The sequence below is a fragment of the Lentzea sp. NPDC051838 genome, assembly GCF_040681245.1.
In the GTDB taxonomy this organism is placed as follows: domain Bacteria; phylum Actinomycetota; class Actinomycetes; order Mycobacteriales; family Pseudonocardiaceae; genus Lentzea.
Genome location: NZ_JBFAYI010000002.1, coordinates 607,972 through 622,546, shown reverse-complemented (window position 1 = coordinate 622,546; position 14,575 = coordinate 607,972). Strand labels below are relative to the sequence as shown.

13 protein-coding genes are annotated in these 14,575 nt (G+C 68.1%); 4 read left to right on the top strand and 9 right to left on the bottom strand.

The window, feature by feature from the left end; translation table 11 throughout:
• Positions 1 to 7: 7 nt before the first annotated feature.
• Together AB0M24_RS08960 and AB0M24_RS08955 are read left to right on the top strand one after the other, a co-directional pair.
• Positions 8 to 316 (top strand): hypothetical protein, encoded by a 309-nt coding sequence (locus AB0M24_RS08960; RefSeq protein ID WP_363762940.1) that lies wholly within the window; start codon positions 8 to 10, stop codon positions 314 to 316.
• Entirely contained in the window at positions 313 to 837 is a 525-nt protein-coding gene (locus AB0M24_RS08955) for a hypothetical protein (RefSeq protein WP_363762937.1), read from the top strand. The genes AB0M24_RS08960 and AB0M24_RS08955 overlap by 4 nt, the downstream gene beginning before the upstream one ends.
• A 134-nt stretch (positions 838 to 971) precedes the next feature.
• Here the strand turns inward: AB0M24_RS08955 and AB0M24_RS08950 are convergent, their stop codons facing one another.
• The 6 genes from AB0M24_RS08950 to AB0M24_RS08925 form a co-directional block, all read right to left on the bottom strand.
• Positions 972 to 2,621: an AMP-binding protein gene (locus tag AB0M24_RS08950; protein ID WP_363762934.1), complete on the bottom strand. Its 1,650-nt coding sequence runs from the start codon at positions 2,619 to 2,621 to the stop codon at positions 972 to 974.
• A 151-nt stretch (positions 2,622 to 2,772) separates the two neighbouring features.
• Positions 2,773 to 3,468, bottom strand: coding sequence for a GntR family transcriptional regulator (locus tag AB0M24_RS08945; protein ID WP_359844458.1), 696 nt, complete (start codon positions 3,466 to 3,468; stop codon positions 2,773 to 2,775).
• A gap of 3 nt (positions 3,469 to 3,471) precedes the next feature.
• Positions 3,472 to 4,239: a 3-oxoacyl-ACP reductase gene (locus AB0M24_RS08940; RefSeq protein ID WP_112262994.1), complete on the bottom strand. Its 768-nt coding sequence runs from the start codon at positions 4,237 to 4,239 to the stop codon at positions 3,472 to 3,474.
• Positions 4,240 to 4,250: 11 nt separating this feature from the next.
• Positions 4,251 to 5,603 (bottom strand): aldehyde dehydrogenase family protein, encoded by a 1,353-nt coding sequence (locus tag AB0M24_RS08935; protein ID WP_363762931.1) that lies wholly within the window; start codon positions 5,601 to 5,603, stop codon positions 4,251 to 4,253.
• Positions 5,600 to 6,292 (bottom strand): gamma-glutamyl-gamma-aminobutyrate hydrolase family protein, encoded by a 693-nt coding sequence (locus AB0M24_RS08930; RefSeq protein WP_363762928.1) that lies wholly within the window; start codon positions 6,290 to 6,292, stop codon positions 5,600 to 5,602. The genes AB0M24_RS08935 and AB0M24_RS08930 overlap by 4 nt, the downstream gene beginning before the upstream one ends.
• Complete coding sequence (locus AB0M24_RS08925) at positions 6,279 to 7,619, bottom strand: glutamine synthetase family protein (RefSeq protein ID WP_363762925.1); 1,341 nt, start codon at positions 7,617 to 7,619, stop codon at positions 6,279 to 6,281. Before AB0M24_RS08925 ends, AB0M24_RS08930 begins: the two co-directional genes overlap by 14 nt.
• 219 nt (positions 7,620 to 7,838) lie before the next feature.
• On the opposite strand from AB0M24_RS08925, the gene AB0M24_RS08920 reads away from it, so the two are divergent.
• Positions 7,839 to 9,281 carry an amino acid permease gene (locus tag AB0M24_RS08920; RefSeq protein WP_363763075.1) on the top strand — a complete coding sequence of 481 codons (1,443 nt, stop codon included), beginning with the start codon at positions 7,839 to 7,841 and terminating at the stop codon, positions 9,279 to 9,281.
• A gap of 3 nt (positions 9,282 to 9,284) precedes the next feature.
• Here AB0M24_RS08920 and AB0M24_RS08915 read toward each other — a convergent pair whose 3' ends face one another.
• Positions 9,285 to 10,016 (bottom strand): hypothetical protein, encoded by a 732-nt coding sequence (locus AB0M24_RS08915; protein WP_363762922.1) that lies wholly within the window; start codon positions 10,014 to 10,016, stop codon positions 9,285 to 9,287.
• 64 nt (positions 10,017 to 10,080) lie between these two features.
• Positions 10,081 to 12,213: a tetratricopeptide repeat protein gene (locus AB0M24_RS08910; RefSeq protein ID WP_363762919.1), complete on the bottom strand. Its 2,133-nt coding sequence runs from the start codon at positions 12,211 to 12,213 to the stop codon at positions 10,081 to 10,083.
• A gap of 71 nt (positions 12,214 to 12,284) precedes the next feature.
• Between AB0M24_RS08910 and AB0M24_RS08905 the strand changes: the two genes are divergently transcribed.
• Complete coding sequence (locus AB0M24_RS08905; RefSeq protein WP_363762916.1) at positions 12,285 to 13,148, top strand: 3-hydroxybutyryl-CoA dehydrogenase; 864 nt, start codon at positions 12,285 to 12,287, stop codon at positions 13,146 to 13,148.
• A 52-nt stretch (positions 13,149 to 13,200) separates the two neighbouring features.
• On the opposite strand, the gene AB0M24_RS08900 is transcribed toward AB0M24_RS08905, so the two are convergent.
• Positions 13,201 to 14,574, bottom strand: coding sequence for a glucosaminidase domain-containing protein (locus tag AB0M24_RS08900; RefSeq protein WP_363762913.1), 1,374 nt, complete (start codon positions 14,572 to 14,574; stop codon positions 13,201 to 13,203).
• Between the last annotated feature and the right edge of the window lies 1 nt (position 14,575).

Here is a 14,575-nt window from a genome sequence, read left to right as displayed (position 1 = left end):
AGCTCCGATGCACGACCTGATCGTCGAATGCCCGGTCCACCTGACCGAGTCCAACCGGGACGAACTGCGCCTGCTGTACGCCGACCTGCGCGACCACTACGCTCGCCGCGACGCTCGTGACGGCACGCGCACGACGCTGCACTTCGTGTGGTCGGGCGACCTCGATCCCGAGCTCTTCGGCGCGACCTACGCCGACCAGCGGCACGTCTTCACCGCCTCGCGGCCCATCGTGAACTCCACCCAGAGCGGCCTTCAGGAAACGAACAGGCGGCTGTCAGGCTGCTATCAGCCGAACGGCGCATCGTTGAACACATGAGCGAGCAGGGACCGACGCCTCCACCGCGGGAGCCGTCGCAGAACGATCCGCAGGCAGCCCAGCCTGCACCGGACCAGGCCACGACCCCGCTGCCCGCCGACGCATCGGCCACGCCTGGTCAGCAGCCCGCCCCCGAACAGCCGGCGGCGACAGCAGCACCCACCGTCCCCGACCAGCAGCCCGTCCCGGACCAGCCGGCGGCCACAGCGGCAGAAGCACCCCCGGCGGCATCTCCAGCGGCACCGATCCCTTCGGCTGCGGCACCGGCCAGGCCTGGCCGCGCGAGGCGTTTCGCCGGGCACCGCGCCACCCAGCTGGTCGCCGTGGGCCTGCTGGGTCTCGTCCTCGGTGGCGGCATCGTGGGAGCGATCGCGGCTAACCGCTACGACCACCGCGGCGGCCCGGGTCACGTCCGGATGTACGAGCGTGGTGACCGCGGCCCGGACCGCGGTGACCGCGGCGGTGACCGCTTCGAGCAGCGCGGTCCGTTCGGCGACCGCGGCGACCGCCCGCAGCGGTGACTGACCGAGCGCGCGACTCACGCTCACCCGAGTCCCCGACGGTGTGAGTCGCGCGCTCACCTACAGCCAGGGACGCACGCCCACGCCGAATAAACCCCCTCGTTCGGCAGGGGCGTGCGTTCCGCCCTAAGCGATTACTGCGACGCCTGCTGCGGTCCCAGGCGGATCGCCAGCAACTGACGCCGCAGCACCTTCCCAGTCGCGTTGCGCGGCAGCTTCGGCACCACGACGACCTCGCGCGGAACCTTGTGCCGCGCCAACCGGGTCCGCACGAACTCCCGCAGCTCCCGCACGTCGATCCGCGCACCGGCGACCGGCACCACGAAGGCGCGCAACCGTTGCCCGTACTCGGGATCCGGCACGCCGAGCACCGCCGCGTCGCGCACCCGGTAGTGCGTCATCAGCAGGTTCTCCACCTCGACCGGGTACACGTTCTCGCCGCCGGACACGATCATGTCGTCCTGGCGGCCGTCGAAGTACAGCCGGCCTGAAGGGTCGAAGTGGCCGAGGTCGCCGGTCGAGACGAGACCGTCGATGCTCTCCTTCGCCGAGCCGTCCGTGTAGAGGTCGACGGTCAGCGAGCCGCGCACGAAGATCCGGCCGGTCACGAACGACCGGGTGATGCGCGCGCCGTGTTCGTCGTAGATCCGAACGATGCAGTTGTGCGGCGGCATGCCCACGCTCGACGGCGCGGCCTCCAGGTCCTCCGGCGTGGCCACGGTGGCGACCGCGACCTCGGTCGAGCCGTAGAGGTTGTAGAGCACCGGTCCCAGCACGGCCTGAGTGCGGTGCACGAGGTCTGTCGAGATCGTCGAGCCGGAGCAGAACACGACGCGCAGGTGCGACAGGTCGTACATGTCGATCACCGTGCGGTCCAGCTCCATGATCCGCTGCAGCATCGTCGGGACGACCACGATCGTCGTGCACCGCTGGCCCTGCACCGACCACAACGTCTTGCGCGGGTCGAAGCGGCGTTGCAGCACCGCTCGCGAGCCGAGCGACATCGCCAGCGTCAGGTGCGAGTAGCCGACGGAGTGGAAGATCGGCGCGGCGATGAACGTCGACTCGCCGGAGTGCATCGGGATGCGGTCGAGGAAGTCGGACGCGGTGAGCACAGACTTGATCTCGCGGGGTGTGCCCTTCGGTATGCCCGTGGTGCCCGACGTCAGCTGGATGACCACACCCGGCTCGCGCGGCGGTTCGAGCTCTCCGCGCGGCGCCTTGGCCACCAGCTGGTCCAGCGTCGGGGTGCGGCGGTCCAGTCCGTCCCGCGACCACGCGAGCCACCGCGGGATCGACGGCGGCAACTGGTGGAACAGCGGGGTGAACTCCTCGTCGTGAATCACGAGCGACACGCGTTCACGTTGAAAGAGGTCCAACAGGACCGGGGCACCGAACCCGGTGTTCACCAGCAGCACCCGCACGCCGAGCTTCGCGCACGCCAGCAGCGACTCGACCATCCCGCGGTGGTTGCGGCACATCAACGCGACGATGTGCGTGTGCTGCACACCTAAGGCGCGCAGGCCCTGCGCGATCGCGTTGGAACGCCGGTCGAGCTGCCGGTACGTCACCGAACCGCGCTCGTCGACGACCGCGACACCGTCAGGGTTCAGCCGGACGGAACGGCGCAGCGCCGTGACGTTCGGCCCCCAGACCTTCACCTCTTTCAGCGCCTGCACGGACATCTTGAAGTTCGTGAGACTCACCATGCCCGCGGCGGACAAGACACGGAGTGAGTGCACCCGGCCCATGGCGTCGCGAAACACCTTGCGCAACCCTGGCATCAACAGCTCCTCGCGCTGCAAGTCCCCGAGGTATTCGGACGGTAACTGTCCGCAAGCCCTACGCCAAGAGTTGTTCCATGCGGAATTCGCATGACAACGGGACAATTGAACCTGTAAACGTTTTCATGTTGCCGGGCGGGAGTCTGACCGGTCAGACCAAAAAGCCCCGCAGCAGTGATGCCGTGCCGTCGAGATGCTCGGCCATCGCCAGCCGGGCACCCGCCGGGTCTCCGTCCAAAATGGAGGCGATGATGCGTTCGTGCTGGGCGTTGGAGTGCGCGAGGTTCGGTTCGAGCAGCGGAATGGTGTCCAGCAGCTCGTTCACACGCATTCTGGAGTCCGCCACGGCCGCGGTCAGTGACGCGGACCCGGTCGCCTCGGCGATCGCCAGGTGCAGCCGCGAGTCCTTGCGCCGGTACTCCCCCAGTGACGCGGTGGACGCTTCTTCCAGACGAGCCCGCAGTCCACGGCGTTCGGCCGGCCCCAGCGAACGACCCGCTGCGGTTTCCGCAGCGCCTGTTTCCAGGACTTTCCTCAACGTGAGCGCGTCGTGGATGTCGCCGAACTCCTTGCCGGGCGCGGACTTCGGGATCACGTCGTTCACGAACGTGCCGCCGTACCGGCCCCGCCGCGACTCGACGTAGTTGTTCTCCTGCAACGACCTGATGGCCTCGCGCACGGTCACCCGGCTCACGCCGAGCCGGGTGGCCAGGTCTCGTTCGGACGGCAGCCGCTCACCCGGCGCGACGACGCCGAGCCGGATGGCCTGCATGAGCCGTTCGACGGTCTCCTCGAAGGCGTTGCCCGCCCGCACGGGACGGAACAACGCCTCCTGCGCGTGTTCCATCATCTAGAGCGGTGTCACATAGGCGCCGGCGATGCCACCGTCCACGAGGAAGTTCGACGCGGTCATGAACGACGAGTCGTCCGAGGCCAAAAACGCGACCGCTGCGGCGATTTCCTCAGGTTCGGCGAACCGACCGAGCGGCACGTGCACCAGGCGGCGAGCCGCCCGCTCCGGGTCCTTCGCGAACAGTTCCTGCAACAACGGGGTGTTGACCGGCCCAGGCGAAAGAGCGTTGACGCGGATGCCCTCGCGCGCGAACTGCACACCGAGCTCACGGGACATCGCGAGCACGCCGCCCTTCGACGCCGTGTAGGAGATCTGCGACGTCGCCGCGCCCATCGTCGCGACGAACGACGCCGTGTTGATGATGGAACCCTTGCCGTTGGCCTGCATGTGCGGGATGGCGTACTTGCAACACAAGTAAACCGACGTGAGATTCACCTTCTGCACGCGGTCCCACGCCTCGATGCCCGTCGTCAGGATCGAGTCGTCGTCGGGCGGCGAAATACCGGCGTTGTTGAACGCGATGTCCAACTTGCCGTAAGTGTCCACTGTGGTCTGGAACAGGGCCTTGACCTGTTCCTCGTCGGTCACGTCGACCTGGACGAACAGCCCGCCCACCTCGTCCGCGGCGGCCTTGCCGGACGCCGGGTCGAGATCGGCGACGACGACCTTCGCGCCCTCGCTCGCAAACCTGCGCACGGTCGCGAGTCCGATGCCGCTGGCGCCGCCCGTCACGACGGCCACGCGGCCCTCGAGTCGCTGAACCATCTTTGTTCCTCTCAGGTAGCGATGAAGACGTTCTTGAGCTCGGTGAAGGAATCCAGTGCGTCCGGCCCGAGCTCACGACCGAGACCCGACTGCTTCACGCCACCGAACGGTGTCCAGTAGCGAACGGAAGAATGCGAGTTCACAGACAGGTTTCCGGCCTCGACGGCTCGCGAGACCCGGATCGCGCGGCCGACGTCCTGCGTCCAGATCGACCCGGACAGCCCGTACTCCGAGTCGTTCGCGATCCGGATCGCGTCCGCCTCGTCGGTGAACGGCAGCACGACGACGACCGGCCCGAAGATCTCCTCGGTGACCGTCACGTGGTCGTAGGCCGGCGTCAGGACGGTCGGCGGGAACCAGAAACCCGGTCCGGACGGCGCCTCACCGCGGAACGCGACAGGAGCGTCGTCTGGTACGTAAGACGCAACCTTGCTGAGGTGCGACGCACTGATGAGCGGCCCCATCTCGGTCGCCTCGTCGCCGGGCTCGCCGACCTTCACGCCCTTGACCGCGGGCTCCAGCAGCTCCATGAACCGGTCGTAGACGCTCGCCTGCACGAGAATGCGCGACCGGGCGCAGCAGTCCTGCCCTGCGTTGTCGAACACCCCGTACGGCGCCGTCGCGGCCGCCTTCTCCAGGTCCGAGTCCGCGAAGACGATGTTCGCCGACTTGCCGCCGAGCTCCAGCGTCACCCGCTTCACCTGGTCCGCGCAGCCGGCCATGATCTGCTTGCCGACCTCGGTCGAGCCGGTGAAGACGACCTTGCGCACCAACGGATGCGTGACGAACCGGTTGCCGACGACGCTGCCCTTACCCGGCAGCACCTGGAACACGCCTTCCGGGATGCCGGCTTCCAGCGCCAGCTCGCCGAGCCGGATCGCGGTCAGCGGCGTCACCTCGGCGGGCTTCAGCACCACCGTGTTGCCGGCGGCCAGCGCGGGTGCGAAGCCCCAGCCCGCGATCGGCATCGGGAAGTTCCACGGCACGATCACGCCGACTACGCCGAGCGGCTCGTGGAACGTGACGTCGAGACCGCCCGCGACCGGGATCTGCTTGCCGAACAACCGTTCCGGCGCCGCCGAGTAGTACTGCAGCACGTCACGGACGTTGCCGGCCTCCCACCGCGCGTTGCCGATGGTGTGCCCGGAGTTCTCGACCTCCAGCAGCGCCAGTTCCTCGTTGTGCGCGTCGACGACCTCCGCGAACTTCCGCAGCAGCCGGGCGCGGTCGCCGGGTGCCACGTTCCGCCAGCTCTCGAACGCCTGCTGCGCCCGGACGATCGCCGCGTCCGTCTCTTCGAGCGTGGTGTGCGGTACGGACCGCACCACCTTCTCGGTAGCCGGGTTGATGACGTCGAAGGTCACGCTTTTCTCCTTGCCGCATGTACCAGCGCTTCGAACAGACGAAGGTCCTCGATGTCCTGCTCGGGGTGCGACTGCACACCGACGACGAACCGCGCGCCGTCCAGCTCGACGGCCTCGACCGTGCCGTCCGGCGCCTGTGCCGTCACGCGGAGCCCATCCGCGATCCGGTCCAGCGACTGGTGGTGATGACATTGGACGTTGGTGTGGTCGCCCAGGATCGCGTGCAGCTTCGTGTCCGCGACCACGCTGATGTCGGTGTGCCCGAACACGCCCGGCGCCTCGTTGTGGCCCTCGATGTGCTGGTGCAGCGTGCCGCCCAGCGCCACGTTCAGCACCTGCATGCCGCGGCACACGCCCAGCACCGGCAGGTCGAGCTTCAACGCGGCCTCGACCAACGCGAACTCGGCGTCGTCGCGGTCCCGTCGCGGCTCACCGGTCAGCTCGTGCGGTTCGGCACCGTAAGCAGCGGGGTCGATGTCCGCGCCGCCCGCGATCACCAGCGCGTCCAGGAACCCGATCGTCTCGGCGGTCCAGGTGCCGACCGGCGGCAGCATGACGGGGTTGCCGCCCGCCTTCACCACGCAGTCGAGGTAGCCGCGGTAGAGCACCGCGGCTTCCACGTCCCAGAGCCCGAAACGCGTGCGTTCCAGGTAGGTGCTGATGCCGACGAGGGGCTTAGAGGCGCTCAAACCCGCGTACCTTCTCCCAGTCCGTGATGGCCGCCTCGAACGCGTCCAGCTCGACCTTGGCCGCGTTCAGGTAGTGATCGATGACGTCCTTGCCGAACGCGTCACGCGCGATCTCGCTGGCCGCCAACAGGTCCGCGGCCTCGCGCAGCGTCGTCGGCACGGTCGGGCGGTCCGAGGCGTAGGCGTTGCCGACGAACTCGTCCTCCAGCTCGAGCTTCTGCTCGACACCGTGCAGGCCCGCCGCGATCAACGCCGCGACCGCCAGGTACGGGTTCACGTCACCGCCGGGAACGCGGTTCTCGAACCGCAGCGACTGCCCGTGGCCGACGACCCGCAGCGCGCACGTGCGGTTGTCCCGGCCCCACGCGACGGCGGTCGGCGCGAACGAGCCCTTCACGAAACGCTTGTAGGAGTTGATGTTCGGCGCGAGGAAGTAGGTGAGCTCCCGCAGAGCCGCGAGCTGGCCCGCGACGAAGTGCTTCATCATCGGCGACATGCCCTGTCCCTCGGCGAACACCGGTTCCCCTGAGGACGAGCGCAACGACAGGTGGATGTGGCAGGAGTTGCCCTCGCGTTCGTTGTACTTCGCCATGAACGTGAGCGACTTGCCCTGCTGCGAGGCGATCTCCTTGGAGCCGTTCTTGTAGATCGCGTGCTGGTCGCACGTCCGCAGCGCCGTCGTGTAGCGGAAGGCGATCTCGTGCTGGCCGGGGTTGCACTCGCCCTTGGCCGACTCCACCACCATGCCCGCGCCGGTCATTCCGTTGCGAATGGCCCGCAGCAACGGTTCCACGCGCGCGGTGCCGAGCAACGAGTAGTCGACGTTGTACTGGTTCGACGGCGTCAGGTTGCGGTAGCCCGAGTTCCAGGCCTGCTCGTAGGTGTCGTCGAAGACGATGAACTCGAGCTCGGTGCCGACGTAGCACTCCAGCCCGAGCGCCGCGAGCCGGTCGAGCTGCTTGCGCAGGATCTGCCGGGGCGAGGCGACGACCGGGTCGCCGTTCTCCCACACGAGGTCGCACATGACGAGCGCGGTGCCCTCCTGCCACGGCACCCTGCGCAGCGTCGAGACGTCCGGCTTCATCACGAAGTCGCCGTACCCGCGCTCCCAGCTGGACATCTCGAAGCCGCTGACCGGGTTCATCTCGACGTCGACCGCGAGCAGGTAGTTGCAGCCCTCCGCGGCATGCCCGAGAACTTCGTCGAGGAAGTACTGGGCAGCGCACCGCTTGCCCTGCAGGCGGCCCTGCATGTCCACGATCGCGACCAGGACGGTGTCGATCTCACCGGTGTCCACGGCCTCGCGCAACTCCTCGACGGTCAGCATCCCGACGGTCCTCCAAAGGTATGTCTGCGAGCCATTGGCCGCACCATCTTGACACCAGCGGGTGATGAGCGCCACCCTCAGCCACCGTCTAAAGGACTGGACGGAGTCCAAATGAGGAGGACCCCGGTGAGCCAAGAAGCAGACAGTCCCGTTTCCTCACGCTCCGCAGACGAGCAGCGACTCCACGAACTCGGTTACGCCCAGGAGCTGTCCCGGACCATGTCCGGGTTCTCCAACTTCGCGGTGTCGTTCACGATCATCTCGATCCTGTCCGGTTGCCTGACCCTGTACGGGTTCGGCATGAACACCGGTGGTCCCGCGCTCATCGTGTGGGGCTGGCCGTTCGTCGGCCTGATGACACTGCTCGTCGGTCTCGCGATGGCGGAGGTCTGCTCCAGCTTCCCGACGGCGGGCGGTCTGTACTACTGGGCGGCGAAGCTCGCGCCGAGCAACGGCGCCGCCTGGTCGTGGTTCACCGGCTGGTTCAACTTCCTCGGCCAGGTCGCGGTGACAGCGGGCATCGACTTCGGTGCCGCGTTCTTCATCAACGCCTTCCTGGACCTCCAGTTCGGTTACGCCGCAACACCTCCGCACACGATTCTGATCTTCGGCATCGTCCTGCTGGTGCACGGGCTGCTGAACACGTTCGGCGTCAAGCTCGTGTCGTTGTTGAACGACATCAGCGTGTGGTGGCACATCGTCGGCGTCGTGGTGATCGTCGGCGCACTGGCGATCCTGCCGTCGGAGCACCAGTCCGCGTCGTTCGTCTTCACGCACTTCGTCAACAACACCGGCTGGTCGTCGGCGTTCTACGTCGGCCTGCTCGGCTTGTTGCTGGCGCAGTACACCTTCACGGGTTACGACGCCTCGGCGCACATGACCGAGGAGACGCACGACGCGGCCCGCAGCGGCCCGCGCGGCATCGTGATGTCGATCGTCGTCTCGCTGATCGCGGGCTGGGTGCTGCTGGTCGGCATCACGTTCGCCATCAAGGACTACGACGGCGCGATCGGCAGCTCGACCGGCGTGCCCCCGGCGCAGATCTTCATCGACGCGCTGGGTGTGACGGGCGGCAAGCTGTTGCTGCTCATCGCGATCGGCGCGCAGCTGTTCTGCGGCATGTCCTCGGTGACGGCGAACTCGCGCATGATCTACGCCTTCTCCCGCGACGGCGCCCTGCCGGCGTCGTCGTTCTGGCACAAGATCAACAAGCGCACCAGGACGCCCACCAACGCGATCTGGCTCGCCGCCGGTGGCGCGTTCGTGCTCGGCCTGCCGTACCTGTGGAACGCGACCGCGTACGCGGCGGTCACGTCCATCGCGGTGATCGGCCTCTACATCGCTTACGTGCTGCCGACTCTGCTGCGGCTGCTGCAGGGTGAGAACTTCCAGCGCGGGCCGTGGCACCTCGGCAGGTGGAGCAAGCCGATCGGCATCGTCGCGGTGGCCTGGGTCGTGTTCATCAGCGTGCTGTTCATGCTGCCCCAGGCGAGCCCGGTGACGGCGAAGACGTTCAACTACACGCCGATCGCGGTGCTGGTGGTGCTCGGGTTCGCGGGCATCTGGTGGCTCGTCTCGGCACGGAAGTGGTTCACGGGCCCGAAGGTCCAGGGCACGCCGGAAGAACTGGCGGCGATCGAAAGGGATCTCGACTCCGTCTAGTCACTAGAGCCAGCCTCGGCGTGCGGCCTGCAGTCCCGCCTGGAACCGCGTCCGCACGCCGAGGTCGCTCATGATCCCCCGCACTCTTCGTTGCACGGTGCGGAGATGCCACCCGAACTGCCGCGCGATCGCCGCGTCCGTCATGCCGGCGGCGAGCAGCGTCAGCAGCCGTTCGTTGTCGGGATCCGGCGCGTCCGCCCGGAACGGCACCGCGGCGGCCCAGATCCGTTCGAACAGCGTCCGCAGCACCGCGAGCAACGACGACGAGTGCACCACCAGCGCCGCGTCGGTCGTGTCCGGGTGCAGTGACAGCAGGCCGATCCGGTCGTCCGCCAGCAACGCCTTCACCGGCACCGCGCCGATCCGCACCTGCTCGCCTCTGCGCGCGAACTCCGCGATCACGTCGAGCTTGCCCGGCAGCTCCAGCACCGAGTGGTCGTAGATCGCGCGGTACGGGACACCCGTCCACTCCTGCTCGTCCGGGTCGCCGCTGGTGAGGAACGGCGGACGGGTCAGGCCGAGCAGCTCGGAGCGGGCGAGCCGGTGGATCTGGCGCCACCACTGCAGAACGGCCTCCGCTCCCTGCACCACCTCGACGAGCTGGCGGGGCCTGTGGCGGTCGGCGATCTCGCGCGTGAGAACCCTGGCCTGCCGCAGCTGTTCCTCGCGGGCCAGGAAGAGTTGTTCGAGAGCCGCGCCGAGCTCGTCCACCCAGAGCGCTTCTTCCGCGGACATCGCTCTCAGTCTTCCGACGACGACCTCCCACGGAAAGCGTTGGTCCATACCAATATCCCGCGACTCACGACTCGAGCTGAAGCCACCAGGGAGGGCTTTCGTCGTCGCCGGAAGGGGAAAACCCTCTCTCGCCTTGGTGTCTGGGAAGGGGAGCGCAGGACGTGGTCGGTTCGGCCTCGTGCCGCGAGCGCAGGCCTCGGTGCAGGTCCCTGAGGCTCTGCCGGGCGAACTCCACGCCCACCCGGTCGCCGAGGTCCAGGGCCACCTCGATCGCGTGCTCGTAGTACCGCTCCGCCTCGGTGGCCTCTCCCAGATCCCGGTTGGCATGACCGAGGTGGCACAAGGTGATCACCACGGCGCGTTGGTCTCCGAGCTCACGGGACGTCGCGAGGTCGCGCTCGTAGTAGTCGATCGTGGTCTTCAGTGCCCGCTGCAACGTGATGTGGGCGATCTGCGGATGTCCCAGCTTCCGTTGGGCGACACCGAGATTGGTCAGCGTCCTGCCCTCTCCCAGCCGGTCGCCCAGTTCCTGGCGAATGGTCAGCGACTCCTCGTACAGACCGACCGCGCGCTCGTAGTCCTCGAGCTTCCGGTGAGCGTTGCCGAGGTTCGAGAGCGCGCTGCTCTCCATGTACCTGTCCCCGGCCGCGCGGCTCAGCCTGAGCACCTTCTCGTGTTCGGCGAGGGCCTCGTGCGCCCGGCCGCCGCTCTCGAACGCGTTGCCCAGAGACGTGCAGACGTTGATCAGACCGGCCTGATCCTTCAGCACCACGCAGGCCCGCGCGGCCGCACCGGCCACGGCGATCCAGTCCTGCGACTGGCGGCGCAGGTCGAAGTACGGGTCCATCGCCGTGGCGAGATCGCGCAGCACCTCGTGGGCACGGTGTTCCTCGGCGAAGGTGACGGCGGCGAGGAGGTTCGGGTACTCGACGTCCATCCACGTCACGGCCTCGGTGCGGGAGCCGAACCTCTTGCCCCGCTGCGACGGTGGCACGCGCGGGTCGATGTGCTCCTCCGCCGCCTGGACCTCGCGGAGGTAGTGCGCGAGCAACCTGGTCGCGGCGCCTTCCCGTTCCTCGTGCTGGTCGGCGAGCTCACCGGCGTAGAGCCGCAGCAGGTCGTGCATCTGCCACAGACCGTGCGCTCCCCGAGTCACCAGCGAGGCCCGCTGCAGCCGTTCGACGGTCTTCTGGGCCTGGCGCGCGGTGCGGTTGAAGAGCTTGGCCGCCGCTTCCGTGCTCACCGCCGGGCCCGGGTTGACGGAGAGCAGCCGCAGGGCCCGCCGGTCGTCCTGGTCGAGACGCCGGTACGAAAGGTTGAACGCGGCCCGCACCGACACGTTGCCCTCGACCTCCAGCTCCTCGAGGCGGTGGTGCTCGTCCTCCAGCGCGGCGACCAGGTCGCGGATCGGCCGTTCCGGGTCGGAGGCGAGCAGGACGGTCGCGGTTCTGAGCGCGAGCGGCAGGCCACCGCACAGCCTGACCAGCTCCGCGGTCGACGCCTGGTCCGAGCGCACCCGCTCGTCGCCGCCACCCGCCGTGTCGAGCTCCAGCGCAAGCAACGTGGTCGCCGAGTCCGCGGGCAGCGTCGGGACCGTCAGCAGCCGCGTCCCCGGCAACCCCGCCAGCCGGTGTCTGCTGGTCACGAGCACCCGGTGCCCGGACGCGCCGGGCAGCAGCGGCAGCACCTGCTCCAGCGACGAGACGTTGTCGATCACCACGAGCATCCGGTGCTCCGCGACGTCGTGCTCGTCGAGCAGCGTCCGCCACAACCTGGCCCGCTCGTCGGTCTCCGGCGGGATCTGCTCGCGGTGCACACCGAGCGCCGTCAGCAACGACCCGAGCGCCGCTAAAGCCGTGACCTGCTGCTCGTCCGGTTGGTACCCGCGCATGTCGTGCATGAGGACGCCACCGGGGAACCACTCGCGCGAGCGCGTCGCGACGTGGACGACCAGCGCGGTCTTGCCGATGCCACCCATCCCGTCCACCGCCACGACCGGGGTGGCGGACTCCGGGCTCACCAGCGCCAGCAACGCCTCGACCTGGTCGTCGCGCCCGACGAACACCGGCTGGGCGGGCAGGCCGCTCAACGCGAGCCTGGTCGGCACCGCCTCGGTGAGGTTCAGCGTTCCCGCCTGCACCGCGGTGCCGACCACGGTGCCGTTGACGGCGTTCACCACGTTGGTTCCTGCTGGCACCGAACGATTGTGCGCCGTCGCCGAGGAGCAGCACCACCTCTGTTCGAGCCGGTCATGGCAGGATCGGGCAGGTGAGTGACATTCAACGTGTGGGAGTCGTCGGTTCCGGCCTCATGGGCTCCGGAATCGCCGAGGTGAGCGCCCGCGCCGGCCTCGACGTCATCGTCGCCGAGGTCAACGCGGACGCGTCCGAGGCAGCCAAGGCGCGGATCGCGTCGTCGCTGGCCAGGGGCGTCAAGGCGGGCAAGCTGTCGGAAGAGGACCGTGATGGTGCTCTGAGCCGCATCCGGTTCACGACCGACATCGGCGAGTTCGGCGACCGTCAGTTCGTGGTCGAGGCCGTCGCCGAGAACGAGCAGATCAAGACCGAGGTCTTCACCGCGCTCGACAAGGTCGTGAAGGACGAGGACGCCATCTTCGCGTCCAACACGTCGTCCATCCCGATCATGAAGCTGGGCATGGCCACCGGCCGCCCCGAGCAGGTCATCGGCGTGCACTTCTTCAACCCGGTGCCGGTGCTCAAGCTGGTCGAGATCGTGCCGTCGCTGCTGACCGGCGCCACCACCCAGGTCCGCGCCGAGGCCTTCGTGCGCGCGACGCTGGGCAAGGAGGTCATCCGCTCCCAGGACCGCGCGGGCTTCGTGGTCAACGCGCTGCTCATCCCGTACCTGCTCTCGTCGATCCGCATGCTGGAGTCCGGCTTCGCGTCGGCCGACGACATCGACAACGGCATGGTGCTCGGCTGCGCCCACCCGATGGGCCCGCTGCGCCTCACCGACCTGATCGGCCTCGACACCACCAAGGCCATCGCCGAGTCGATGTACGACGAGTTCAAGGAGCCGCTCTACTCCCCGCCGCCGCTGCTGCTGCGCATGGTGGACGCGGGCCTGCTGGGCAAGAAGTCGGGCCGCGGCTTCCACAACTACGCGAAGTGACGTCTAAAGGGGAGCCTCCGGTCCGGAGGCTCCCCTTTGGGTCGTTCGGTGATCAAACGAGCTGAAGGTTGTCGTTGGTGAAGTCGGTGGCGATGATCGCGCTCGCACCGTACGGCGTATCCGCGAAACCACGCTCATTGCGCCACGCGATCACCCGGCCGTCGGCCCCGACCTTGACGATCTCGGCCTTGCGGTCACCGTCGAGGTCGCCGAAGTGCACGCTGTCGCTGGTGAACTCCGTCGCGATGATCGCGCCGGCACCGTAGGGCGTCTCCGCGAAACCACGCTCGTTGCGCCACGCCACGACCTTGCCGTCCGCACCCACCTTGGCGATCTCGGCCCTGCCGTCACCGTCGAGGTCGCCGAAGTGCACGTTGTCGCTCGAGAACTCCGTGGCGATGATCGCGCTCGCACCATAAGGCGTCTCCGCGAAACCACGCTCATTGCGCCACGCCACGACCTTGCCGTCCGCACCCACCTTGATGATCTCGGCCTTCCGGTCACCATCGAGATCGGCGAACCGCACGTTGTCACTGGTGAACTCCGTCGCGATGATCGCGCTGGCACCGTAAGGCGTCTCCGCGAAACCGCGCTCGTTGCGCCACGCCACGACCTTGCCGTCGGCACCCACCTTGATGATCTCCGACCTGCCATCACCGTCGAGATCGGCGAACTTCACGTTGTCGCTCGAGAACTCCGTCGCGATGATCGCGCTGGCACCGTACGGCGTGGCAGCGAAACCACGCTCGTTGCGCCACGCCACGACCTTGCCGTCCGCACCCACCTTGGCGATCTCGGCCCTGCCGTCACCGTCGAGCGACGATCCCGTGGAGGTGTTCAGGCGGTACAGGTCGTACGTCCGCATCGTCTGGATGATCGCGTTGGAGTAGTTGGGATCCGTCGCGTACCTCTTGGCGACCTCGCGGATGAACTGGTCGGGGTTGTCCCGATAGGGCAGTGCGTAGTCGTAGACGCCGCTGCGGGAGAGCAGATAGCCGTAGTCGCGGAACGAGTCGTGCATCGAGTTGTAGACCCGGAAGTACGCCGTGGCCGGGTGGCAGTCCGGCGTGCACTCCGTCGTCTGGTACTGGCGGCATCCGGTGGCGATCGAGCCGGGGCCGGGGTAGGTCGCGGTGGAGCACTTGACCCCGAAGTAGTTCTTGTCGTTGGTCGTGAGTGTGCTGCGGCCCCAGTTGGACTCGTGGATTCCCTGCGCGGCGGCCACCGAGGCCGGGATCCGGTACTCCGCCTGCACGGCCTGGGCGACCGGCGTCACGGCGTTGATGAAGTCCTCCTGGTAGCCGGCGGCGCTGACGGTGTTCGGCGCGATGTCCCGCGGCTCCATCTGCTGCGGTGCGGCGTGTGCGGTTCCAGCCACCAGTCCTGCGAACGCCGTGGCGAGCAGGGTTGCGGTCAAGGTCTTCACG

Coding starts and splice junctions, on each gene's coding strand:
- AB0M24_RS08960 (WP_363762940.1), top strand. CDS start 8: ATGCACGACCTGATCGTCGAATGCCCGGTCCACCTGACCGAGTCCAAC.
- AB0M24_RS08955 (WP_363762937.1), top strand. CDS start 313: ATGAGCGAGCAGGGACCGACGCCTCCACCGCGGGAGCCGTCGCAGAAC.
- AB0M24_RS08950 (WP_363762934.1), bottom strand. CDS start 2,621: ATGCCAGGGTTGCGCAAGGTGTTTCGCGACGCCATGGGCCGGGTGCAC.
- AB0M24_RS08945 (WP_359844458.1), bottom strand. CDS start 3,468: ATGGAACACGCGCAGGAGGCGTTGTTCCGTCCCGTGCGGGCGGGCAAC.
- AB0M24_RS08940 (WP_112262994.1), bottom strand. CDS start 4,239: ATGGTTCAGCGACTCGAGGGCCGCGTGGCCGTCGTGACGGGCGGCGCC.
- AB0M24_RS08925 (WP_363762925.1), bottom strand. CDS start 7,619: ATGCTGACCGTCGAGGAGTTGCGCGAGGCCGTGGACACCGGTGAGATC.
- AB0M24_RS08920 (WP_363763075.1), top strand. CDS start 7,839: ATGTCCGGGTTCTCCAACTTCGCGGTGTCGTTCACGATCATCTCGATC.
- AB0M24_RS08915 (WP_363762922.1), bottom strand. CDS start 10,016: ATGTCCGCGGAAGAAGCGCTCTGGGTGGACGAGCTCGGCGCGGCTCTC.